11 protein-coding genes are annotated in these 15,477 nt (G+C 72.9%); all 11 read left to right on the top strand.

All coding sequences use genetic code 11. The features are described 5' to 3' along the window. The first annotated feature begins 150 nt into the window (after positions 1 to 150). Positions 151 to 1,731: a PucR family transcriptional regulator gene (locus AC3IX6_RS09510; protein WP_489369772.1), complete on the top strand. Its 1,581-nt coding sequence runs from the start codon at positions 151 to 153 to the stop codon at positions 1,729 to 1,731. 484 nt (positions 1,732 to 2,215) lie between these two features. Next, complete coding sequence (locus tag AC3IX6_RS09505; protein ID WP_266904043.1) at positions 2,216 to 3,661, top strand: aldehyde dehydrogenase family protein; 1,446 nt, start codon at positions 2,216 to 2,218, stop codon at positions 3,659 to 3,661. A gap of 142 nt (positions 3,662 to 3,803) precedes the next feature. Then, positions 3,804 to 4,598: a thioesterase II family protein gene (locus AC3IX6_RS09500; RefSeq protein WP_489369771.1), complete on the top strand. Its 795-nt coding sequence runs from the start codon at positions 3,804 to 3,806 to the stop codon at positions 4,596 to 4,598. 110 nt (positions 4,599 to 4,708) lie between these two features. Continuing rightward, entirely contained in the window at positions 4,709 to 6,679 is a 1,971-nt protein-coding gene (locus AC3IX6_RS09495) for an acyl-CoA dehydrogenase family protein (protein ID WP_489369770.1), read from the top strand. A gap of 103 nt (positions 6,680 to 6,782) precedes the next feature. Continuing rightward, the gene (locus AC3IX6_RS09490; RefSeq protein WP_489369769.1) at positions 6,783 to 8,102 is read left to right on the top strand and encodes a serine/threonine-protein kinase; all 1,320 of its coding nucleotides are present in this window, start codon (positions 6,783 to 6,785) and stop codon (positions 8,100 to 8,102) included. A gap of 20 nt (positions 8,103 to 8,122) precedes the next feature. Next, positions 8,123 to 9,376, top strand: a complete 1,254-nt coding sequence (gene dxr / locus AC3IX6_RS09485) for a 1-deoxy-D-xylulose-5-phosphate reductoisomerase (RefSeq protein ID WP_489369768.1) — start codon at positions 8,123 to 8,125, stop codon at positions 9,374 to 9,376. Further along, positions 9,373 to 10,674, top strand: coding sequence for a M50 family metallopeptidase (locus AC3IX6_RS09480; protein ID WP_489369767.1), 1,302 nt, complete (start codon positions 9,373 to 9,375; stop codon positions 10,672 to 10,674). Before dxr ends, AC3IX6_RS09480 begins: the two co-directional genes overlap by 4 nt. 198 nt (positions 10,675 to 10,872) lie before the next feature. Next, positions 10,873 to 12,030, top strand: coding sequence for a flavodoxin-dependent (E)-4-hydroxy-3-methylbut-2-enyl-diphosphate synthase (gene ispG / locus AC3IX6_RS09475; protein WP_489369766.1), 1,158 nt, complete (start codon positions 10,873 to 10,875; stop codon positions 12,028 to 12,030). Between the two features lie 181 nt (positions 12,031 to 12,211). After that, entirely contained in the window at positions 12,212 to 13,057 is an 846-nt protein-coding gene (locus AC3IX6_RS09470) for a GNAT family N-acetyltransferase (protein WP_489369765.1), read from the top strand. A gap of 55 nt (positions 13,058 to 13,112) precedes the next feature. After that, entirely contained in the window at positions 13,113 to 13,685 is a 573-nt protein-coding gene (locus tag AC3IX6_RS09465; RefSeq protein WP_489369764.1) for a GNAT family N-acetyltransferase, read from the top strand. 75 nt (positions 13,686 to 13,760) lie between these two features. Beyond that, positions 13,761 to 15,464 carry a proline--tRNA ligase gene (locus AC3IX6_RS09460; protein ID WP_489369763.1) on the top strand — a complete coding sequence of 568 codons (1,704 nt, stop codon included), beginning with the start codon at positions 13,761 to 13,763 and terminating at the stop codon, positions 15,462 to 15,464. Positions 15,465 to 15,477: the final 13 nt, after the last annotated feature.

Genomic DNA, 15,477 nt, shown 5'->3' with positions numbered 1-15,477 from the left:
CGTCGGGCGGAGCAAAACCGTACGGGATGGCAGAATCGAGGGGAGCCGTTCGTACGGCACGGCGAAAACCGCGGGGGTGGTCCACGGCGAGAATCCTCCGTCGGCACCTCGCCGCCGAACCCCTCCTCTCCCTAAGGCGCCCCGGTACCCATGCCGCTCACCCTCGCCTCGCTCGTCCAGCACTCGGCGCTCAAGCTCAGCGTCCGGGCCGGGGAGGGCCGCCTCGACACCCCCGTGCGCTGGGCCCACGTCAGTGAGCTCGCCGACCCCGTGCCGTACATGGAGGGCGGGGAGCTCCTCCTCATCACCGCGATGAAGCTGGACGCGGAGGACCCCGAGGAGATGCGGCGCTACGTGCGCAGGCTCGCGGCGGCCGGGGTCGTCGGCATCGGCTTCGCCATCGGCGTGAACTACGACGCCGTGCCCGAGGCGCTCGTGGAAGCCGCCACCGCCGAGGACCTGCCGCTGCTGGAAGTGCCCCGGCGCACCCCGTTCCTCGCCATCAGCAAGGCCGTCTCCGCCGCCCTCGCCGCCGACCAGTACCGGGCCGTGACCGCCGGCTTCGAGGCGCAGCGCGAGCTGACCCGGGCCGCGCTGTCCCCCGACGGGCCCGCCGAACTGCTGACGAAGCTGGCCGCGCACGTGCACGGCTGGGCCGCCCTGTACGACACCTCGGGCGCCGTCGTCGCGGCCGCGCCCGACTGGGCCGCGCGCCGGGCCGCCCGGCTCACCCCCGACGTGGAACGGCTGCGGGAGCGGCCGGCGCCGGCCAGCGCCGTGGTCGGCGGCTCCGAGGACCGGGTGGAACTCCAGTCGCTGGGCACGGGGCGGCGGGCGCGCGGAGCCCTCGCGGTCGGCACCGGGGCCCCGCTCGGCACGGCGGAGCGGTACGCCGTCCACTCCGCGGTGGCCCTGCTGACCCTCACCACGGAACGCTCCCGCTCCCTGCACGACGCCGAGTCCCGGCTCGGCGCCGCCGTGCTGCGCATGCTGCTCGCCGGTCAGGCGGAGCACGCCCAGGCCGTGGCCGGGGACCTGTACGGGGCCCTGCTCGACGCACCCTTCCGGATCCTCGTGGCGGAACCCGCACTGGCGGGCACGGCCCAGCCGGAGGGACTGGCGCTGCTGGCCGACGCCGTGGAATCGGCGGCGGCGCGCACGGGGGAGACCCTGCTGGTGGTGCCGGAGCCCGGCCGGCTCGTGGTCCTGGCGACCGACGGGGGCTCGGCCGTCCAGGCCTGCGTGGAACACGCGGAGGCGCTGGAATCGCGGCGCGGCCGGGAAGCGGCCGAACCGGAGCCGGACGAGCTGGTCCTCGGCCTGTCGGCGCCCGCGGCGGCCTCCGGGGTGGCGGCGGCCTTCAAACAGGCCGACCAGGCCCTGGCCGTGGCCCGGCGGCGCGGCCGGCCCATGGTCGAACACGAGGATCTCGCCGCGGGCTCGGTCCTCCCCCTCCTCGCTGACGACGCGGTACGGGCCTTCGCGGACGGCACGCTGCGGGCGCTGCGCGAGCACGACGAGAAGGGCCGGGGCGACCTGGTGGCCTCCCTCCAGGCCTGGCTCTCCCGCCACGGGCAGTGGGACGCGGCGGCGGCCGACCTCGGGGTCCACCGGCACACCCTGCGCTACCGGATGCGGCGGGTCGAGGAGATCCTCGGCCGCTCCCTGGACGACCCGGACGTCCGCATGGAGCTGTGGCTCGCCCTGAAGGCCACCTCGGCCCCGACGTAGCCCCGACCGGGGCCTGGGCGGGCCGCTGCGCGGGGCTGTCCCCTACCCGCCCTTCCACCGTTCCCCGGGCTCCGCCCTGACCCGTCAGGCCGCGCCTCAAACGCCGGCGAGGCTGGGTGTATCCAGCCCGTCCGGCGTTCGAGGACCGGGTCCGGGCGGAGCCCGGGGAACGGGCGAAGGGCGGGTAGCGGGTAGGGGACAGCCGCCCCGCGCAGCGGCAGCCCGCGCCCCGCGCAGCGGAGCCCCGGCGCACCCGCACCCACCTCCGGCGCAGCCGAGCCGGCCGCCCGCGTAGCCGGGCAGCCCGGCCCCTCGTACAGCCCCCGGCGGGGCCCCGCACGGGCGGCGACCGCCCCGACACTGACAAAGCGGCGCGCCGCGCCACGCACGTACTCCACCCCGGACAAACGCCGAAACCCCGCCGGAGTCCTACGGTGGAGGGGACAAGGACCCACCGCACACACTCCGAAGGGCCGGGATCAGCATGACTTCCACCCACGCCTTCTGGCTCGCCGGCCGCCAGGCCACGGGCGACGACAGCTTCGACGTCCACTCCCCGTGGGACGGCCGCCTCGTCGGTACCGTGAGCGTCCCGACCGACGCCCAGGTCGAAGAGGCCGTAGCCGCCGCCTACGCCGTGACGGCAGAGTTCTCCGCGACCCCGGCCCACGTACGCGCCGAGGCCCTGGCCCACGTCGCCCGCCGGCTCGCCGAGCGCACCGAGGAGATCGCGCTGCTGATCTCCGCCGAGAACGGCAAGCCGATCAAGTGGGCCCGCGGTGAGGTCGGCCGTGCGGTGTCCGTGTTCCGCTTCGCCTCCGAAGAGGCCCGCCGCTTCAACGGCGGAGAGGCCCAGCGCCTGGACACCGACGCCGGCGGCGTCGGCCGCCTGGCCCTGACCCGCCGCTTCGTCAAGGGTCCGGTCCTGGGCATCGCGCCCTTCAACTTCCCGCTGAACCTGTGCGCCCACAAGGTGGCCCCCGCCATCGCCGTCGGCGCGCCGATCATCCTGAAGCCGGCCCCGGCCACCCCGCTCTCGGGTCTGATCCTCGGCGAGCTGCTCGCCGAGACCGACCTGCCGGCCGGTTCCTGGTCCGTGCTCCCCGTCGCCAACGACAAGATGCCGGAGCTGGTCAAGGACGAGCGCCTGCCCGTCATCTCCTTCACCGGTTCGGACAAGGTCGGCTACGCCATCCAGCAGGCCGTGCCCCACAAGCACTGCACCCTGGAGCTCGGCGGCAACGCCGCGGCCGTGGTCCTGGAGGACTGGTCCTCCGAGGCCGACCTCGACTGGGCCGCGACCCGCATCGCGACCTTCTCGAACTACCAGGCCGGCCAGTCCTGCATCGGCGTGCAGCGCGTGATCGCCGACGCGACGGTCTACGACCGCCTCGTCGAGAAGGTCGTCGCCAAGGTCCGCGAGCAGGTCACCGGCGACCCGAACGACTCCGCCACCGACGTCGGCCCCCTCGTCTCCGAGGACGCCGCCAAGCGGGTCGAGTCCTGGGTCGACGAGGCCGTGTCCGCCGGAGCCAAGCTGCTCACGGGCGGCAAGCGCGAGGGTGCCTCGTACGAGCCCACCGTCGTCGCCGAGGTGCCCGAGGGCGTCACGCTGGCCACCGAGGAGGTCTTCGGACCGGTCCTCACCCTGCGCCGGGTCGAGAACACCGACGAGGCCTTCGCCGCCGTCAACGACTCGAAGTTCGGCCTGCAGGCCGGCGTCTTCACGCGGAACATCCAGACCGCGTTCCGCGCCCACCGCGAGCTGGAGGTCGGCGGCGTGATCGTCGGCGACGTCCCGTCCTACCGCGCCGACCAGATGCCGTACGGCGGCGTCAAGCAGTCCGGTGTGGGCCGCGAGGGCGTGCGCTACGCGATGGACGACTACACCTACGAGCGGGTCCTGGTCCTCAGCGGCCTCGACATCTGACCGAACTCGTACGGCCACCAAGCCGACGGCCGGAGCCTACTGTGCGGGGGCTCCGGCCGTCTCCTTTTGCCTTGGGGCCCGGTCCCGCCGGGGCCCGTCACCCCGGCCCCTTCCGGGGCCCCGGCCACGGTGTGGCAGGGTCGTGAGCGCCCGTCCGTGCGGTCCCGCGTCGCCGGGCGAGACGATTCCCGGCCGACGAATCGAGTCGCACGTGTCCTACCTGGTCCGCCACCGCCCCGTCGCAGACCCCGCCCTGCGCCTGGTGTGCTTCCCGCACGCCGGAGGCGGCGCGAACTTCTTCCGCGACTGGCCCCGGCACCTGGACCCTTCGGTCGACGTCGTGGCGGTGCGGTACCCGGGACGCGAAACCCGCATCGGCGAAGCGCTGATCCCGACGATGGACGCGCTGGTGCCGCAGATCGCCGCGGAGCTCCTGGCGCAGACGCGCGTGCCCACGGTGCTCCTCGGTCACAGCATGGGCGCGGCCGTGGCGTACGAGAGCCTCCTGCGCCTCGAAGCCGCGGGCGCGGACCACGTCACGCGGCTGTGCGTCTCGGGCCGCGGACTCGCCGCGCCCGCCGCCGTGGTCTCCCCGCGCACTGACGAAGACCTGATCGCGGCCGTCACCTCGCTGGGCGGTCCCCACGTGGCGGTCTGGAACAACCCGGACCTGCGCGAGCTGTTCCTGCCGGTCATCCGCAACGACTTCCGCCTGATCGACGGCTACCGGCGCCGCGAGGACGCTCCGCCGCTGCGCGCCGACGTCATGGCCCTCACGGGTGACCGCGATCCCCGCGTCACCCCGCCGGCCGCGCGGGCATGGTCGACGGTCACCACGGGCGCCTTCGCGGCCCACGTCTTCGAGGGCGACCACTTCTACCTCGTCCCCCACGCGGAACAGGTCGCCCGGCTGGCCGTGGCCGGCCACGGCGCCTGAGCGCGCGTCCCCCTTTTACCGCCGCTTCCCCGCCGCCCGAAACGGGTACGACTCACTGGTAGCACCCACCGGTAAGCACCCCCTCTCTCGGCGGCGAGGTGAGCCCCCTCATGTCCGCAACACAGCCCGCACAGCCCGTTCCGCCCGCACAGCCCGTACCGCCCAAGGTGACCGAGCGCGAGGCACGGCAGGTCGCGGAAGCGGCCCGGGAACAGAACTGGCAGCGGCCGAGCTTCGCCAAGGAGCTGTTCCTCGGACGGTTCCGGCTGGACCTGATCCACCCGCACCCGCTCCCCGCCGAGGAGGACGTCCGGCGCGGGGAGGCCTTCCTGGCCCGGATGCGGGAGTTCTGCGAGACCTCGATCGACGGAGCGCGCATCGAGCGCGAGGCGAAGATCCCCGACGAGACCGTGCGCGGGCTCAAGGAGCTCGGCGCGCTCGGCATGAAGATCGACCCGAAGTACGGGGGCCTCGGCCTCACCCAGGTGTACTACAACAAGGCGCTCGCCCTCGTCGGCTCCGTCAGCCCGGCCATCGGAGCCCTGCTCTCAGCCCACCAGTCGATCGGCGTACCCCAGCCGCTGAAGATGTTCGGCACCCAGGAGCAGAAGGACGCCTACCTGCCGCGCTGCGCGACCACCGCCATCAGCGCCTTCCTCCTCACCGAGCCGGACGTCGGCTCCGACCCGGCGCGCCTGGCCACCACGGCGGTCCCGGACGGGGAGGACGCGTACGTCCTGGACGGCGTGAAGCTCTGGACCACCAACGGGGTCGTCGCCGACCTGCTCGTCGTCATGGCCCGGGTCCCCAAGAGCGAGAACCACCGCGGCGGGATCACCGCCTTCGTCGTCGAGGCCGACTCGCCGGGCATCACCGTCGAGCACCGCAACGCCTTCATGGGCCTGCGCGGCCTGGAGAACGGCGTGACCCGCTTCCACCGGGTCAGGGTCCCCGCCGCCCAGCGCATCGGCGCCGAGGGCGCCGGCCTGAAGATCGCGCTGACCACGCTGAACACCGGCCGGCTGTCGCTGCCCGCCATGTGCGTGGGTGCGGGGAAGTGGTGCCTGAAGATCGCCCGCGAATGGTCCGGCGTACGCGAGCAGTGGGGACGGCCGGTCGGGCTGCACGAGGCCGTCGGCGCGAAGATCTCCTTCATCGCGGCCACCACCTTCGCCCTGGAGGCCGTGGTCGACCTGGCCTCCCAGATGGCCGACGAGGACCGCAACGACATCCGCATCGAAGCCGCCCTGGCCAAGCTCTACGGCTCCGAGATGGCCTGCCTGATGGCCGACGAGCTGGTCCAGATCCGGGGCGGGCGCGGCTTCGAGACCGCCGAGTCCCTCGCCGCCCGCGGCGAGCGGGCCGTCCCGGCCGAGCAGATGCTCCGCGACCTGCGCATCAACCGAATCTTCGAGGGATCCACAGAGATCATGCACCTGCTGATCGCCCGCGAGGCCGTGGACGCCCACCTGTCGGTGGCCGGCGACCTCATCGACCCCGAGAAGGCCCTGGGCGACAAGGCGAAGGCGGGCGCCCGCGCCGCCGGGTTCTACGCCCGCTGGCTGCCGCAGCTCGCCACCGGCGCCGGCCAGGTACCCGGCACCTACCGGGCCTTCCACCCGAGCGGCCACCCCGACCTCGCCACCCATCTGCGCTACGTCGAACGCGGGTCGCGCAAACTCGCCCGGTCGACCTTCTACGCGATGTCCCGCTGGCAGGGCCGGATGGAGACCAAGCAGGGGTTCCTGGGCCGGATCGTCGACATCGGCGCCGAGCTCTTCGCGATGAGCGCGGCCTGCGTGCGCGCCGAGCACCTGCGGGCCTCCGGCGAGCACGGCCGCGAGGCCTACCAGCTGGCCGACGCCTTCTGCCGGCAGTCCCGGCTCCGCGTGGAGGAGCTCTTCGGGCGGCTCTGGGACAACACCGACGACCTGGACCGCAAGGTCGTGGCCGGGGTCCTGTCCGGCACCTACACCTGGCTGGAGGAGGGCGTCCTCGACCCCTCCGGCGACGGCCCGTGGATCGCCGACGCCACCCCCGGCCCCTCCACCCGGGAAAACGTCCACCGGCCGCTGCGCTGACCTGAAATCATCGCCGGACATCAGACAGATGTACGAGGATGAGTAGGGGTACCGGTACGGGTACGGGTACCCCCACCAGCACAGCGCGAGGCGGACGAGAACGATGCCGACGGCCGAGGAAGACCGCACCAGCCGACGGCTGGCCTGGTGCGTGGCGCACGTCCTGCGCCACGCACCGGACCACGTCGTCACCGACATGATCGGCCGGCTCGACGGGCCCGCCTTCAAGTACCTGTGCCGGGACGAATGGCTGGCGGCCTCGACCGTCACCCTGCTGCTCCGCCACGGAAGCGAGGCCGACCGGGCCTACGTCGCCCGCAACCCCCGCGTCGTGGGCCGGCCGCTGCCCGGCCTGCCCGGGCCCGCCCGGTACGCCCGCCGCAGGACCCCGCCGGAACTCCTGCCGGTGCTCCGCGCCGAGCTGGGCCGGGACCCCGGCGAGGGGCCGCTGACCGCGGCCGAACTCATCGGCCTGCTCCGCCGGCACGGCCGGCGCGGGCCGCGGGTCCCGCTGGACGTACTGGCGCTCCACCACCACCCCGACCCCGGGCTGCTGCTCGCCGAACACCTCCGCCTGCCCCTGCCGGCCGGCTCCGTCGAAGCCCTGCTGCTCACCGAGGACCTGCCCCGGGAGACCGTCCACGGACTGCTCGCCACCGCGGCCGCGGACGAGCCCTCCTGGCACCGGCCCGCCGTCCGCGCCGTGCGCATGGGCCGGGTCACGCACGAGGAACTCGTCGCCCACGTGGCCCCCGCACACCGCACCCTGCTGCTCACCGGCCTGACCGGGGCCCGCGGCCTGCGCTGGAACCTGCCCGAGCGGACGGGCATGCGCACGGCCGTCGCCCGCGCGCTGCGCCCCCTGCGCGACGACCCCCGGCTCTGGGCGGAACTGCTGCGCCACGCCCCCGCCTTCCCGGGCACCCTGCCGGTCCTGGTGGCCCGGATCGTGCGCGGCACCCTGCCGGAGCCCGCCGCGGGACCACCGGTCCCCGGGCTCGCCGAGGCGGTGGGCTCCGTGGCGCCCCGGCCCGCCGATCCCGTCGCGGGCGTGGACCGGGAACTGGCCCTGGCGAGCCTCGCGGTGCCCATGGAGTCCGGCCAGGAGGACATCCGGTGGGTGCGCGACTGCCTCGCCCGGGGGCTGCTCACCGGCGAGGACGTGATCCGGCACAAGGCCCCCGCCTGCTGGGCCCTGGACGAGGACCACTGGCTGGGTGAGGTGGACCACCCCGACCGCCACGCACCGGCCGCCCCGGTGATCGCCGCGCGGGCCGAGGCCGACCGGCTGTTCGCGCTGGCCATCGGCTCCGACCCGGACGCCTGGTGGCGGGTGGCCCGTACCCTCCCGGACTTCGCCGGCACGCTCCCGCACCTTCTCCTTCGGGTCACGGAAGGGGGCTCAGTGTCCGGGCGCCCCTGAGTTGCGGCAACAATGGGTCCATGAGCGACCGCCCATCCCCCCTTGCCGATCCGCACCGCCTCTTCGACCCCGCGGCCGGCCGTCGGGACATCGTCATCCTCGGCTCCACCGGGTCCATCGGGACCCAGGCCATCGACCTAGCCCTGCGCAACCCGGACCGGTTCCGGGTCACGGCCCTGTCCGCCGCCGGCGGCCGGGTCGCGCTGCTGGCCGAGCAGGCCAGGCTGCTGCGCGTGAACACCGTGGCCGTCGCGAACGAAGACGTCGTACCGGCCCTCAAGGAGGCGCTGAACGCCGAGTACGGGGCCGGTGAGCCGCTGCCCGAGATCCTCGCCGGCCCGGACGCGGCCACCGAGCTCGCCGCCTCCGAGTGCCACACCGTGCTCAACGGCATCACCGGTTCCATCGGCCTCGCGCCCACCCTCGCCGCGCTGCGCGCCGGGCGGACCCTGGCCCTCGCGAACAAGGAGTCGCTGATCGTCGGCGGTCCGCTGGTCAAGGCCCTGGCCAAGCCGGGCCAGATCATCCCGGTCGACTCCGAGCACGCGGCGCTCTTCCAGGCCCTGGCCGCGGGCACCCGCGCCGAGGTGCGCAAGCTCGTGGTCACCGCCTCCGGCGGGCCCTTCCGCGGCCGCACCCGCGCCGAACTGGCCTCGGTCACGGTCGAGGACGCCCTGTCCCACCCGACCTGGGCGATGGGCCCGGTGATCACCGTGAACTCGGCGACCCTGGTCAACAAGGGCCTGGAGGTCATCGAGGCGCACCTGCTCTACGACATCCCCTTCGAGCGGATCGAGGTCGTGGTCCACCCGCAGTCGTACGTGCACTCCATGGTGGAGTTCACGGACGGCTCCACGCTGGCCCAGGCCACCCCGCCGGACATGCGCGGCCCGATCGCGATCGGCCTCGGCTGGCCCCAGCGGGTCCCGGACGCGTCCACCGCCTTCGACTGGACCAAGGCGTCCACCTGGGAGTTCTTCCCCCTGGACACCGAGGCCTTCCCTGCGGTGGGCCTGGCCCGGCACGTCGGCGCCCTGGGCGGTACCGCGCCCGCCGTGTTCAATGCGGCGAACGAGGAGTGCGTAGAGGCGTTCCTGGCCGGTCGGCTCCCGTTCACAGCAATCATGGATACGGTCTCTGCCGTGGTCGATGAACACGGGATCCCGGCCGGGGGAACTTCCCTCACGGTCGCGGACGTCCTTGAAGCGGAGACCTGGGCCAGGGCCCGGGCACAGGAGATGGCGGCACGGGCCGCCCTGGAGGCGCGCGCATGACCGTACTGCTGACCTTGATCGGCGTGCTCGTCTTCGTGGTGGGGCTGCTCTTCTCCATCGCCTGGCACGAGCTCGGCCACCTCTCCACGGCCAAGCTCTTCGGCATCCGGGTGCCCCAGTACATGGTCGGCTTCGGCCGGACCATCTGGTCGCGCAAGAAGGGCGACACCGAGTACGGGCTCAAGGCCATTCCGATGGGCGGCTACATCCGCATGATCGGGATGTTCCCGCCGGGCGAGGACGGCAAGGTCACCGCCCGCTCCACGTCGCCGTTCCGCTCGATGATCGAGGACGCGCGCTCGGCGGCGTACGAGGAGCTGCAGCCGGGCGACGAATCGCGGCTCTTCTACACGCGCAAGCCGTGGAAGCGCGTGATCGTGATGTTCGCGGGACCGTTCATGAACCTGGTCCTGGCGATGGCGATCTTCTTCGGCGTGTGGATGACCTTCGGCGTCCAGCAGACGACCACCCAGGTCCAGACCGTCACCGACTGCGTGATCAAGCAGAGCGAGAACCGCGACACCTGCAAGGCCGGCGACCCGGCGGCCCCGGCCAAGGCCGCGGGCGTGAAGGCCGGTGACAAGATCGTGGCCTTCCAGGGCAGGCCGGTCGAGGACTGGGACACCCTCCAGAAGGACATCCGGAACACCATCGGACCCGCCACCCTCACCGTCCTGCGCGACGGGCAGAAGGTCACCCTGAACGCGAGCCTCGTGGAGAACCGCGTGGGCAAGACCGACGGCCACGGCGGCTACGTCAAGGGCGAGTACGTCTCGGCCGGCTACCTCGGCGTCGGCCCGAAGTCCGTGATCGCCCCGCTCACCTTCACCCAGTCCGCGGACCGGGTCGGCGAGGTCGTCCAGAGCAGCGTGCAGGGCCTGGCCGAGCTTCCGGGCAAGATCCCCGCCCTCTGGAACTCGGTCTTCAACGGAGCCGAGCGCGAGGCCGACTCCCCGATGGGCATCGTCGGCGCGGCCCGGATCAACGGGGAGATCGCCACCCTGGACATTCCGAGCGAGCAGCGGGTGTCGATCATGCTGAACGTGCTGGGCATGTTCAACCTCTCCCTCTTCCTGTTCAACATGCTGCCCCTGCTGCCCCTGGACGGCGGGCACATCGCGGGCGCCCTGTGGGAGTCGGTGCGGCGGGCCTTCGCCCGGGTCTTCCGGCGCGCCGACCCGGGCCCCTTCGACGTGGCGAAGCTGATGCCCGCCGCGTACGTGGTGGCCGGAGTTTTCCTCTGTTTCACCTTGCTGGTCCTGGCCGCGGACGTGGTCAATCCCATTAAAATCACCTGATCGAAAGATTCGGCGGGACCTCGTACGGGCCATCCGTACTGCATGCGCACCGGAGCCGGGCACTCTTCGTGCCCGGCTCCCTACGTTCGAGTGGCGCGCGACCGGCGATGCACGGGTGTCGTGCCGGTTGGCGTAATCTCGGAGGTCGGAGCCCGCCGATCACCGGCACCTAATCCACACCTTGGGGTTGCACAGCAGATGACTGCCATCTCTCTCGGAATGCCGGCCGTGCCGACGAAGCTCGCCGACCGAAGGGTCAGCCGCAAGATCCAGGTCGGCTCGGTGGCCGTCGGCGGCGACGCGCAGGTCTCCGTGCAGTCGATGACGACCACCAGGACCTCGGACATCGGAGCCACGCTCCAGCAGATCGCGGAACTGACCGCGTCCGGCTGTGACATCGTCCGCGTGGCCTGCCCGACGCAGGACGACGCCGACGCGCTCGCCGTGATCGCGAAGAAGTCGAACATCCCGGTCATCGCCGACATCCACTTCCAGCCGAAGTACGTGTTCGCCGCGATCGACGCGGGCTGCGCCGCCGTCCGCGTGAACCCGGGCAACATCAAGCAGTTCGACGACAAGGTCAAGGAGATCGCGCGGGCCGCCAAGGACGCCGGAACCCCGATCCGGATCGGCGTCAACGCCGGCTCGCTCGACGCGCGACTGCTGAAGAAGTACGGCAAGGCCACGCCCGAGGCGCTGGTGGAGTCCGCGCTGTGGGAGGCCGGCCTCTTCGAGGAGCACGGCTTCAGCGACATCAAGATCTCGGTCAAGCACAACGACCCCGTGGTCATGGTCAACGCCTACCGCCAGCTGGCCGCCGCGTGCGACTACCCGCTGCACCTCGGCGTCACCGAGGCCGGCCCGGCCTTCCAGGGCACGATCAAGTCCGCCGTCGCCTTCGGCGCGCTGCTCTCCGAGGGCATCGGCGACACGATCCGCGTCTCCCTGTCGGCCCCGCCGGTCGAGGAGATCAAGGTCGGCATCCAGATCCTGGAATCGCTGAACCTCAAGCCGCGCCGCCTGGAGATCGTCTCCTGCCCGTCCTGCGGACGCGCCCAGGTGGACGTCTACAAGCTGGCCGAGGAGGTCACGGCGGGCCTGGAGGGCATGGAGGTCCCGCTGCGCGTCGCGGTCATGGGCTGCGTCGTCAACGGCCCCGGCGAGGCCCGTGAGGCCGACCTGGGCGTCGCCTCCGGCAACGGCAAGGGCCAGATCTTCGTCAAGGGCGAGGTCATCAAGACCGTTCCCGAGTCGAAGATCGTCGAGACCCTCATCGAAGAGGCGATGAAGATCGCCGAGCAGATGGAGAAGGACGGCGTGATGTCGGGCGAGCCGACCGTCGCGATCGGCGTCTAGCCTCCCGCAGCCCCTCCCGCAGCCCCTGACGGGCCCGGAGCCGCAGATGCGGCTCCGGGCCCGTCGGCGTGCGGGCCTCCGGCCGGAACCGCCCCGAGGGCGCCCCGAGGGGCCTCGGGGGCATCTCGGAGCCGGTCCGGGTACAGTGCGGAGATCAGCAGACTTGCATGGTGAGGCCCCAGTGTTGACGCAGACCACCACCCGGGTCCTTGAGCCCAGTGATCTCGACGCCGCGCTCGACATCCTCGGCCGCGCGCCGGTCGAGAACGCCTTCGTCACCTCCCGGGTCCAGGTCGCCGGGCTCGACCCGTGGCGCCTGGGCGGCGAGATGTGGGGCTGGTACGCCGACGGCGAGCTCCGTGCGCTCTGCTACGCCGGCGCCAACCTGGTGCCCGTCTGCGCCGGCCCCGACGCGGTACGGGCCTTCGCCGACCGGGCCCGGCGCACCGGCCGCCGCTGCTCCTCCATCGTCGGCCCCGCCGAGGCGACGGGCTTGCTCTGGCAGCTCCTGGAGCCCAGCTGGGGACCGGCCCGCGACGTCCGCTCCCGCCAGCCCCTCATGGTCATGGAGCAGCCGTCCACCGCGGTGGCCGCGGACCCCCGGGTGCGCCGGATCCGCAAGGACGAGATGGACCTGATCATGCCCGCCTGCGTGGCCATGTTCACCGAGGAGGTCGGCATCTCCCCGATGACCGGCGACGGCGGCCTGCTCTACCAGGCCCGGGTCGCCGAGCTGGTCGCCAGCGGGCGTTCCTTCGCCCGCATCGAGGACGGCAAGGTCGTCTTCAAGGCCGAGATCGGCGCCGCGACCTCCCGCGCCTGCCAGATCCAGGGCGTCTGGGTGGCCCCCGAGTTCCGCGGCCGCGGGCACTCCGAGACCGGGATGGCCGCCGTCGTCGCGTACGCGCTCCGGGACGTGGCCCCCGTGGTCAGCCTCTACGTCAACGACTTCAACACCGCCGCACGCGCCTCCTACCACCGGGTCGGCTTCCGCGAGGTCGGCGCGTTCATGAGCGTGCTGTTCTGAGCGTCCCCTTCCGATCTTCCTGTTCGACCGCACGCTCGGCCAGTAAGGTCGCCGCATGACGCCAACCCCCGCGGGAGAAGACCCCGGCCGGCCCGCCGGACTGCGGATCGGGCCCCTCGACCTCGCCGCCCGGGTCGACGAGGCCCTGCGCGTGCAGGCCGTGGCCTTCGGGCTCAGCGAGGAGGAGGTCGGCATCCGGCGCTACATCGTCCAGCGCCACATGACCTGCCGCGGCGCCCGCGCGCTCGGCGCGTTCACCGAGGACGGGGAGCTCGCCGGGTTCGTCTACGGCATGCCCAACGACCGCACGCACTGGTGGTCCGGAGTCGTCGAGCCCTACCTGCGCGCCGGCGGCCACGAGGGCTGGCTCGACGGCTCCTTCGTGATCACCGAGCTCCACGTCCACCCCGGCTTCCAGGGCAAGGGCGTCGGCCGCACCCTCATCACCCTGATCACCGACACCGCCGCCGAGGAACGCTCGATCCTCTCCGCGATCGACACCGACAGCCCCGCCCGCGGCCTCTACCGCTCCCTCGGCTACGCGGACCTGGCCCGCCAGGTCCTCTTCCCGAGCGCGAGCCTCCCGTACGCCGTCATGGGCGCCCCGCTGCCGCTGCGCAGGCCCTGACCCCGGTACGGCACCTGCCCCTGTAGGCGCTCAAACGGTTTCCGCGGGCCCCGGCGCCCCCGGTAGCCTCCCGTCATGTCAACGCAACACGTGCAGCGCATGTCCCGCCTCATGGCCAAGACCCTCCGCGAGGACCCCGCCGACGCGGAAACCCTCAGCCACCGCCTCCTGGTCCGGGCCGGCTACGTCCGGCGCAGTTCCGCCGGCGTGTGGAGCTGGCTGCCGCTCGGCAAGCGGGTCCTGGACAACGTCTCGCGCATCGTCCGCGAGGAGATGGACGGGATCGGGGCGCAGGAAGTGCTGCTCCCGGCGCTGCTGCCGAGGGAGCCGTACGAGGTCAGCGGCCGCTGGTCGGAGTACGGGGACCTGCTCTTCCGGCTCAAGGACCGCAAGGGCGCGGACTACCTGCTCGGCCCCACCCACGAGGAGATCTTCACCCTCGTGGTCAAGGACCAGTGCACGTCCTACAAGGACCTGCCGGTCATGCTCTACCAGATCCAGACCAAGTACCGCGACGAGGCACGGCCCCGCTCGGGCGTCCTGCGCGGCCGCGAGTTCCAGATGAAGGACTCGTACTCCTTCGACGTGTCCGACGAGGGCCTGGCGGAGTCCTACCGGCTCCACCGCGAGGCCTACGTACGCATCTTCGAGCGGCTCGGCCTCGACCACCGGGTGGTGTCGGCGGTGTCGGGCGCGATGGGCGGCTCGGCGTCCGAGGAGTTCCTGGCCCCGGCCCCGGCCGGCGAGGACACCTTCGCGGACTGCCCCTCCTGCGGCTACGCGGCCAACACGGAGGCGGTGAGCTTCGCCCTGACCCCGGCCGAGGGGGAGCACGGCCCGCTGGAGGAGATCCCGACCCCCGACACCCCCACCATCGAGACCCTGGCGGCGCACCTGGGCGTCCCCGCCTCGGCGACGCTGAAGAACCTCCTCGTCACGGTGGACGGCGAGATCACCGCCGTGGGCGTACCGGGCGACCGGGAGGTCGACCTGGGCAAGCTCGGCGAGCACCTGGCCCCGGCGGTCGTGGAGCTGGTGACGGCGGAGGACTTCGCCGGCCGGCCCGACCTCGTACGGGGCTACGTGGGCCCGCAGGGCCTGGAGAAGGTCCGCTACCTCGCCGACCCGCGCGTCGCGCCGGGCACCTCCTGGGTGACGGGGGCCAACAAGCCCGATACGCACGCCCGGAACGTGGTCTGCGGCCGGGACTTCGAGGTGGACCGGTACCTGGACGTGGTCGTCGTCGAGGAGGGCGACCCCTGCCCCGCCTGCGGCGCGGGGCTGCGGCTCGACCGGGCCATCGAGATCGGGCACATCTTCCAGCTCGGCCGGAAGTACGCGGACGCCTTCGGGCTCGACGTCCTCGGCAAGGAGGGCAAGCCGGTCCGGGTCACCATGGGCTCCTACGGGATCGGCGTCTCCCGTGCGGTGGCCGCGCTGGCCGAGCAGACGGCGGACGAGCGGGGCCTGTGCTGGCCGGCCTCGGTCGCCCCGGCCGACGTGCACGTCGTGGCGGCGGGCAAGGCGGTACCGCTCGCGCTGGCGGAGTCGGCGGCGGAATCCCTGGCCGGGGCCGGTCTCCGCGTCCTCCTGGACGACCGGCCCGGCCTGTCACCCGGGGTGAAGCTGACGGACGCGGAGCTCATCGGCGTCCCGTGGATCCTGGTCGCGGGCCGCCGGTCCGCGGAGTCGGTGGTCGAGCTCCAGGACCGCCGCTCCGGCACCCGAGAGGAACTCCCCCTGACGGAGGCCCTGGCCCGGCTGACTGCGACCGCGTAGCCCTGCGGGGCGG

The sequence above is a fragment of the Streptomyces sp. GL_141 genome (genome assembly GCF_057834385.1).
The sequence above is the reverse complement of the archived record's forward strand: the minus strand, read 5'-3'. Positions and strand labels throughout refer to the sequence as shown.

Bases quoted from the DNA above. Each gene is read 5' to 3' on its own strand.
- ispG (WP_489369766.1), top strand. From the start codon at position 10,873: ATGACTGCCATCTCTCTCGGAATGCCGGCCGTGCCGACGAAGCTCGCC.
- AC3IX6_RS09510 (WP_489369772.1), top strand. From the start codon at position 151: ATGCCGCTCACCCTCGCCTCGCTCGTCCAGCACTCGGCGCTCAAGCTC.
- dxr (WP_489369768.1), top strand. From the start codon at position 8,123: ATGAGCGACCGCCCATCCCCCCTTGCCGATCCGCACCGCCTCTTCGAC.
- AC3IX6_RS09490 (WP_489369769.1), top strand. From the start codon at position 6,783: ATGCCGACGGCCGAGGAAGACCGCACCAGCCGACGGCTGGCCTGGTGC.
- AC3IX6_RS09465 (WP_489369764.1), top strand. From the start codon at position 13,113: ATGACGCCAACCCCCGCGGGAGAAGACCCCGGCCGGCCCGCCGGACTG.
- AC3IX6_RS09505 (WP_266904043.1), top strand. From the start codon at position 2,216: ATGACTTCCACCCACGCCTTCTGGCTCGCCGGCCGCCAGGCCACGGGC.
- AC3IX6_RS09495 (WP_489369770.1), top strand. From the start codon at position 4,709: ATGTCCGCAACACAGCCCGCACAGCCCGTTCCGCCCGCACAGCCCGTA.
- AC3IX6_RS09460 (WP_489369763.1), top strand. From the start codon at position 13,761: ATGTCAACGCAACACGTGCAGCGCATGTCCCGCCTCATGGCCAAGACC.
- AC3IX6_RS09480 (WP_489369767.1), top strand. From the start codon at position 9,373: ATGACCGTACTGCTGACCTTGATCGGCGTGCTCGTCTTCGTGGTGGGG.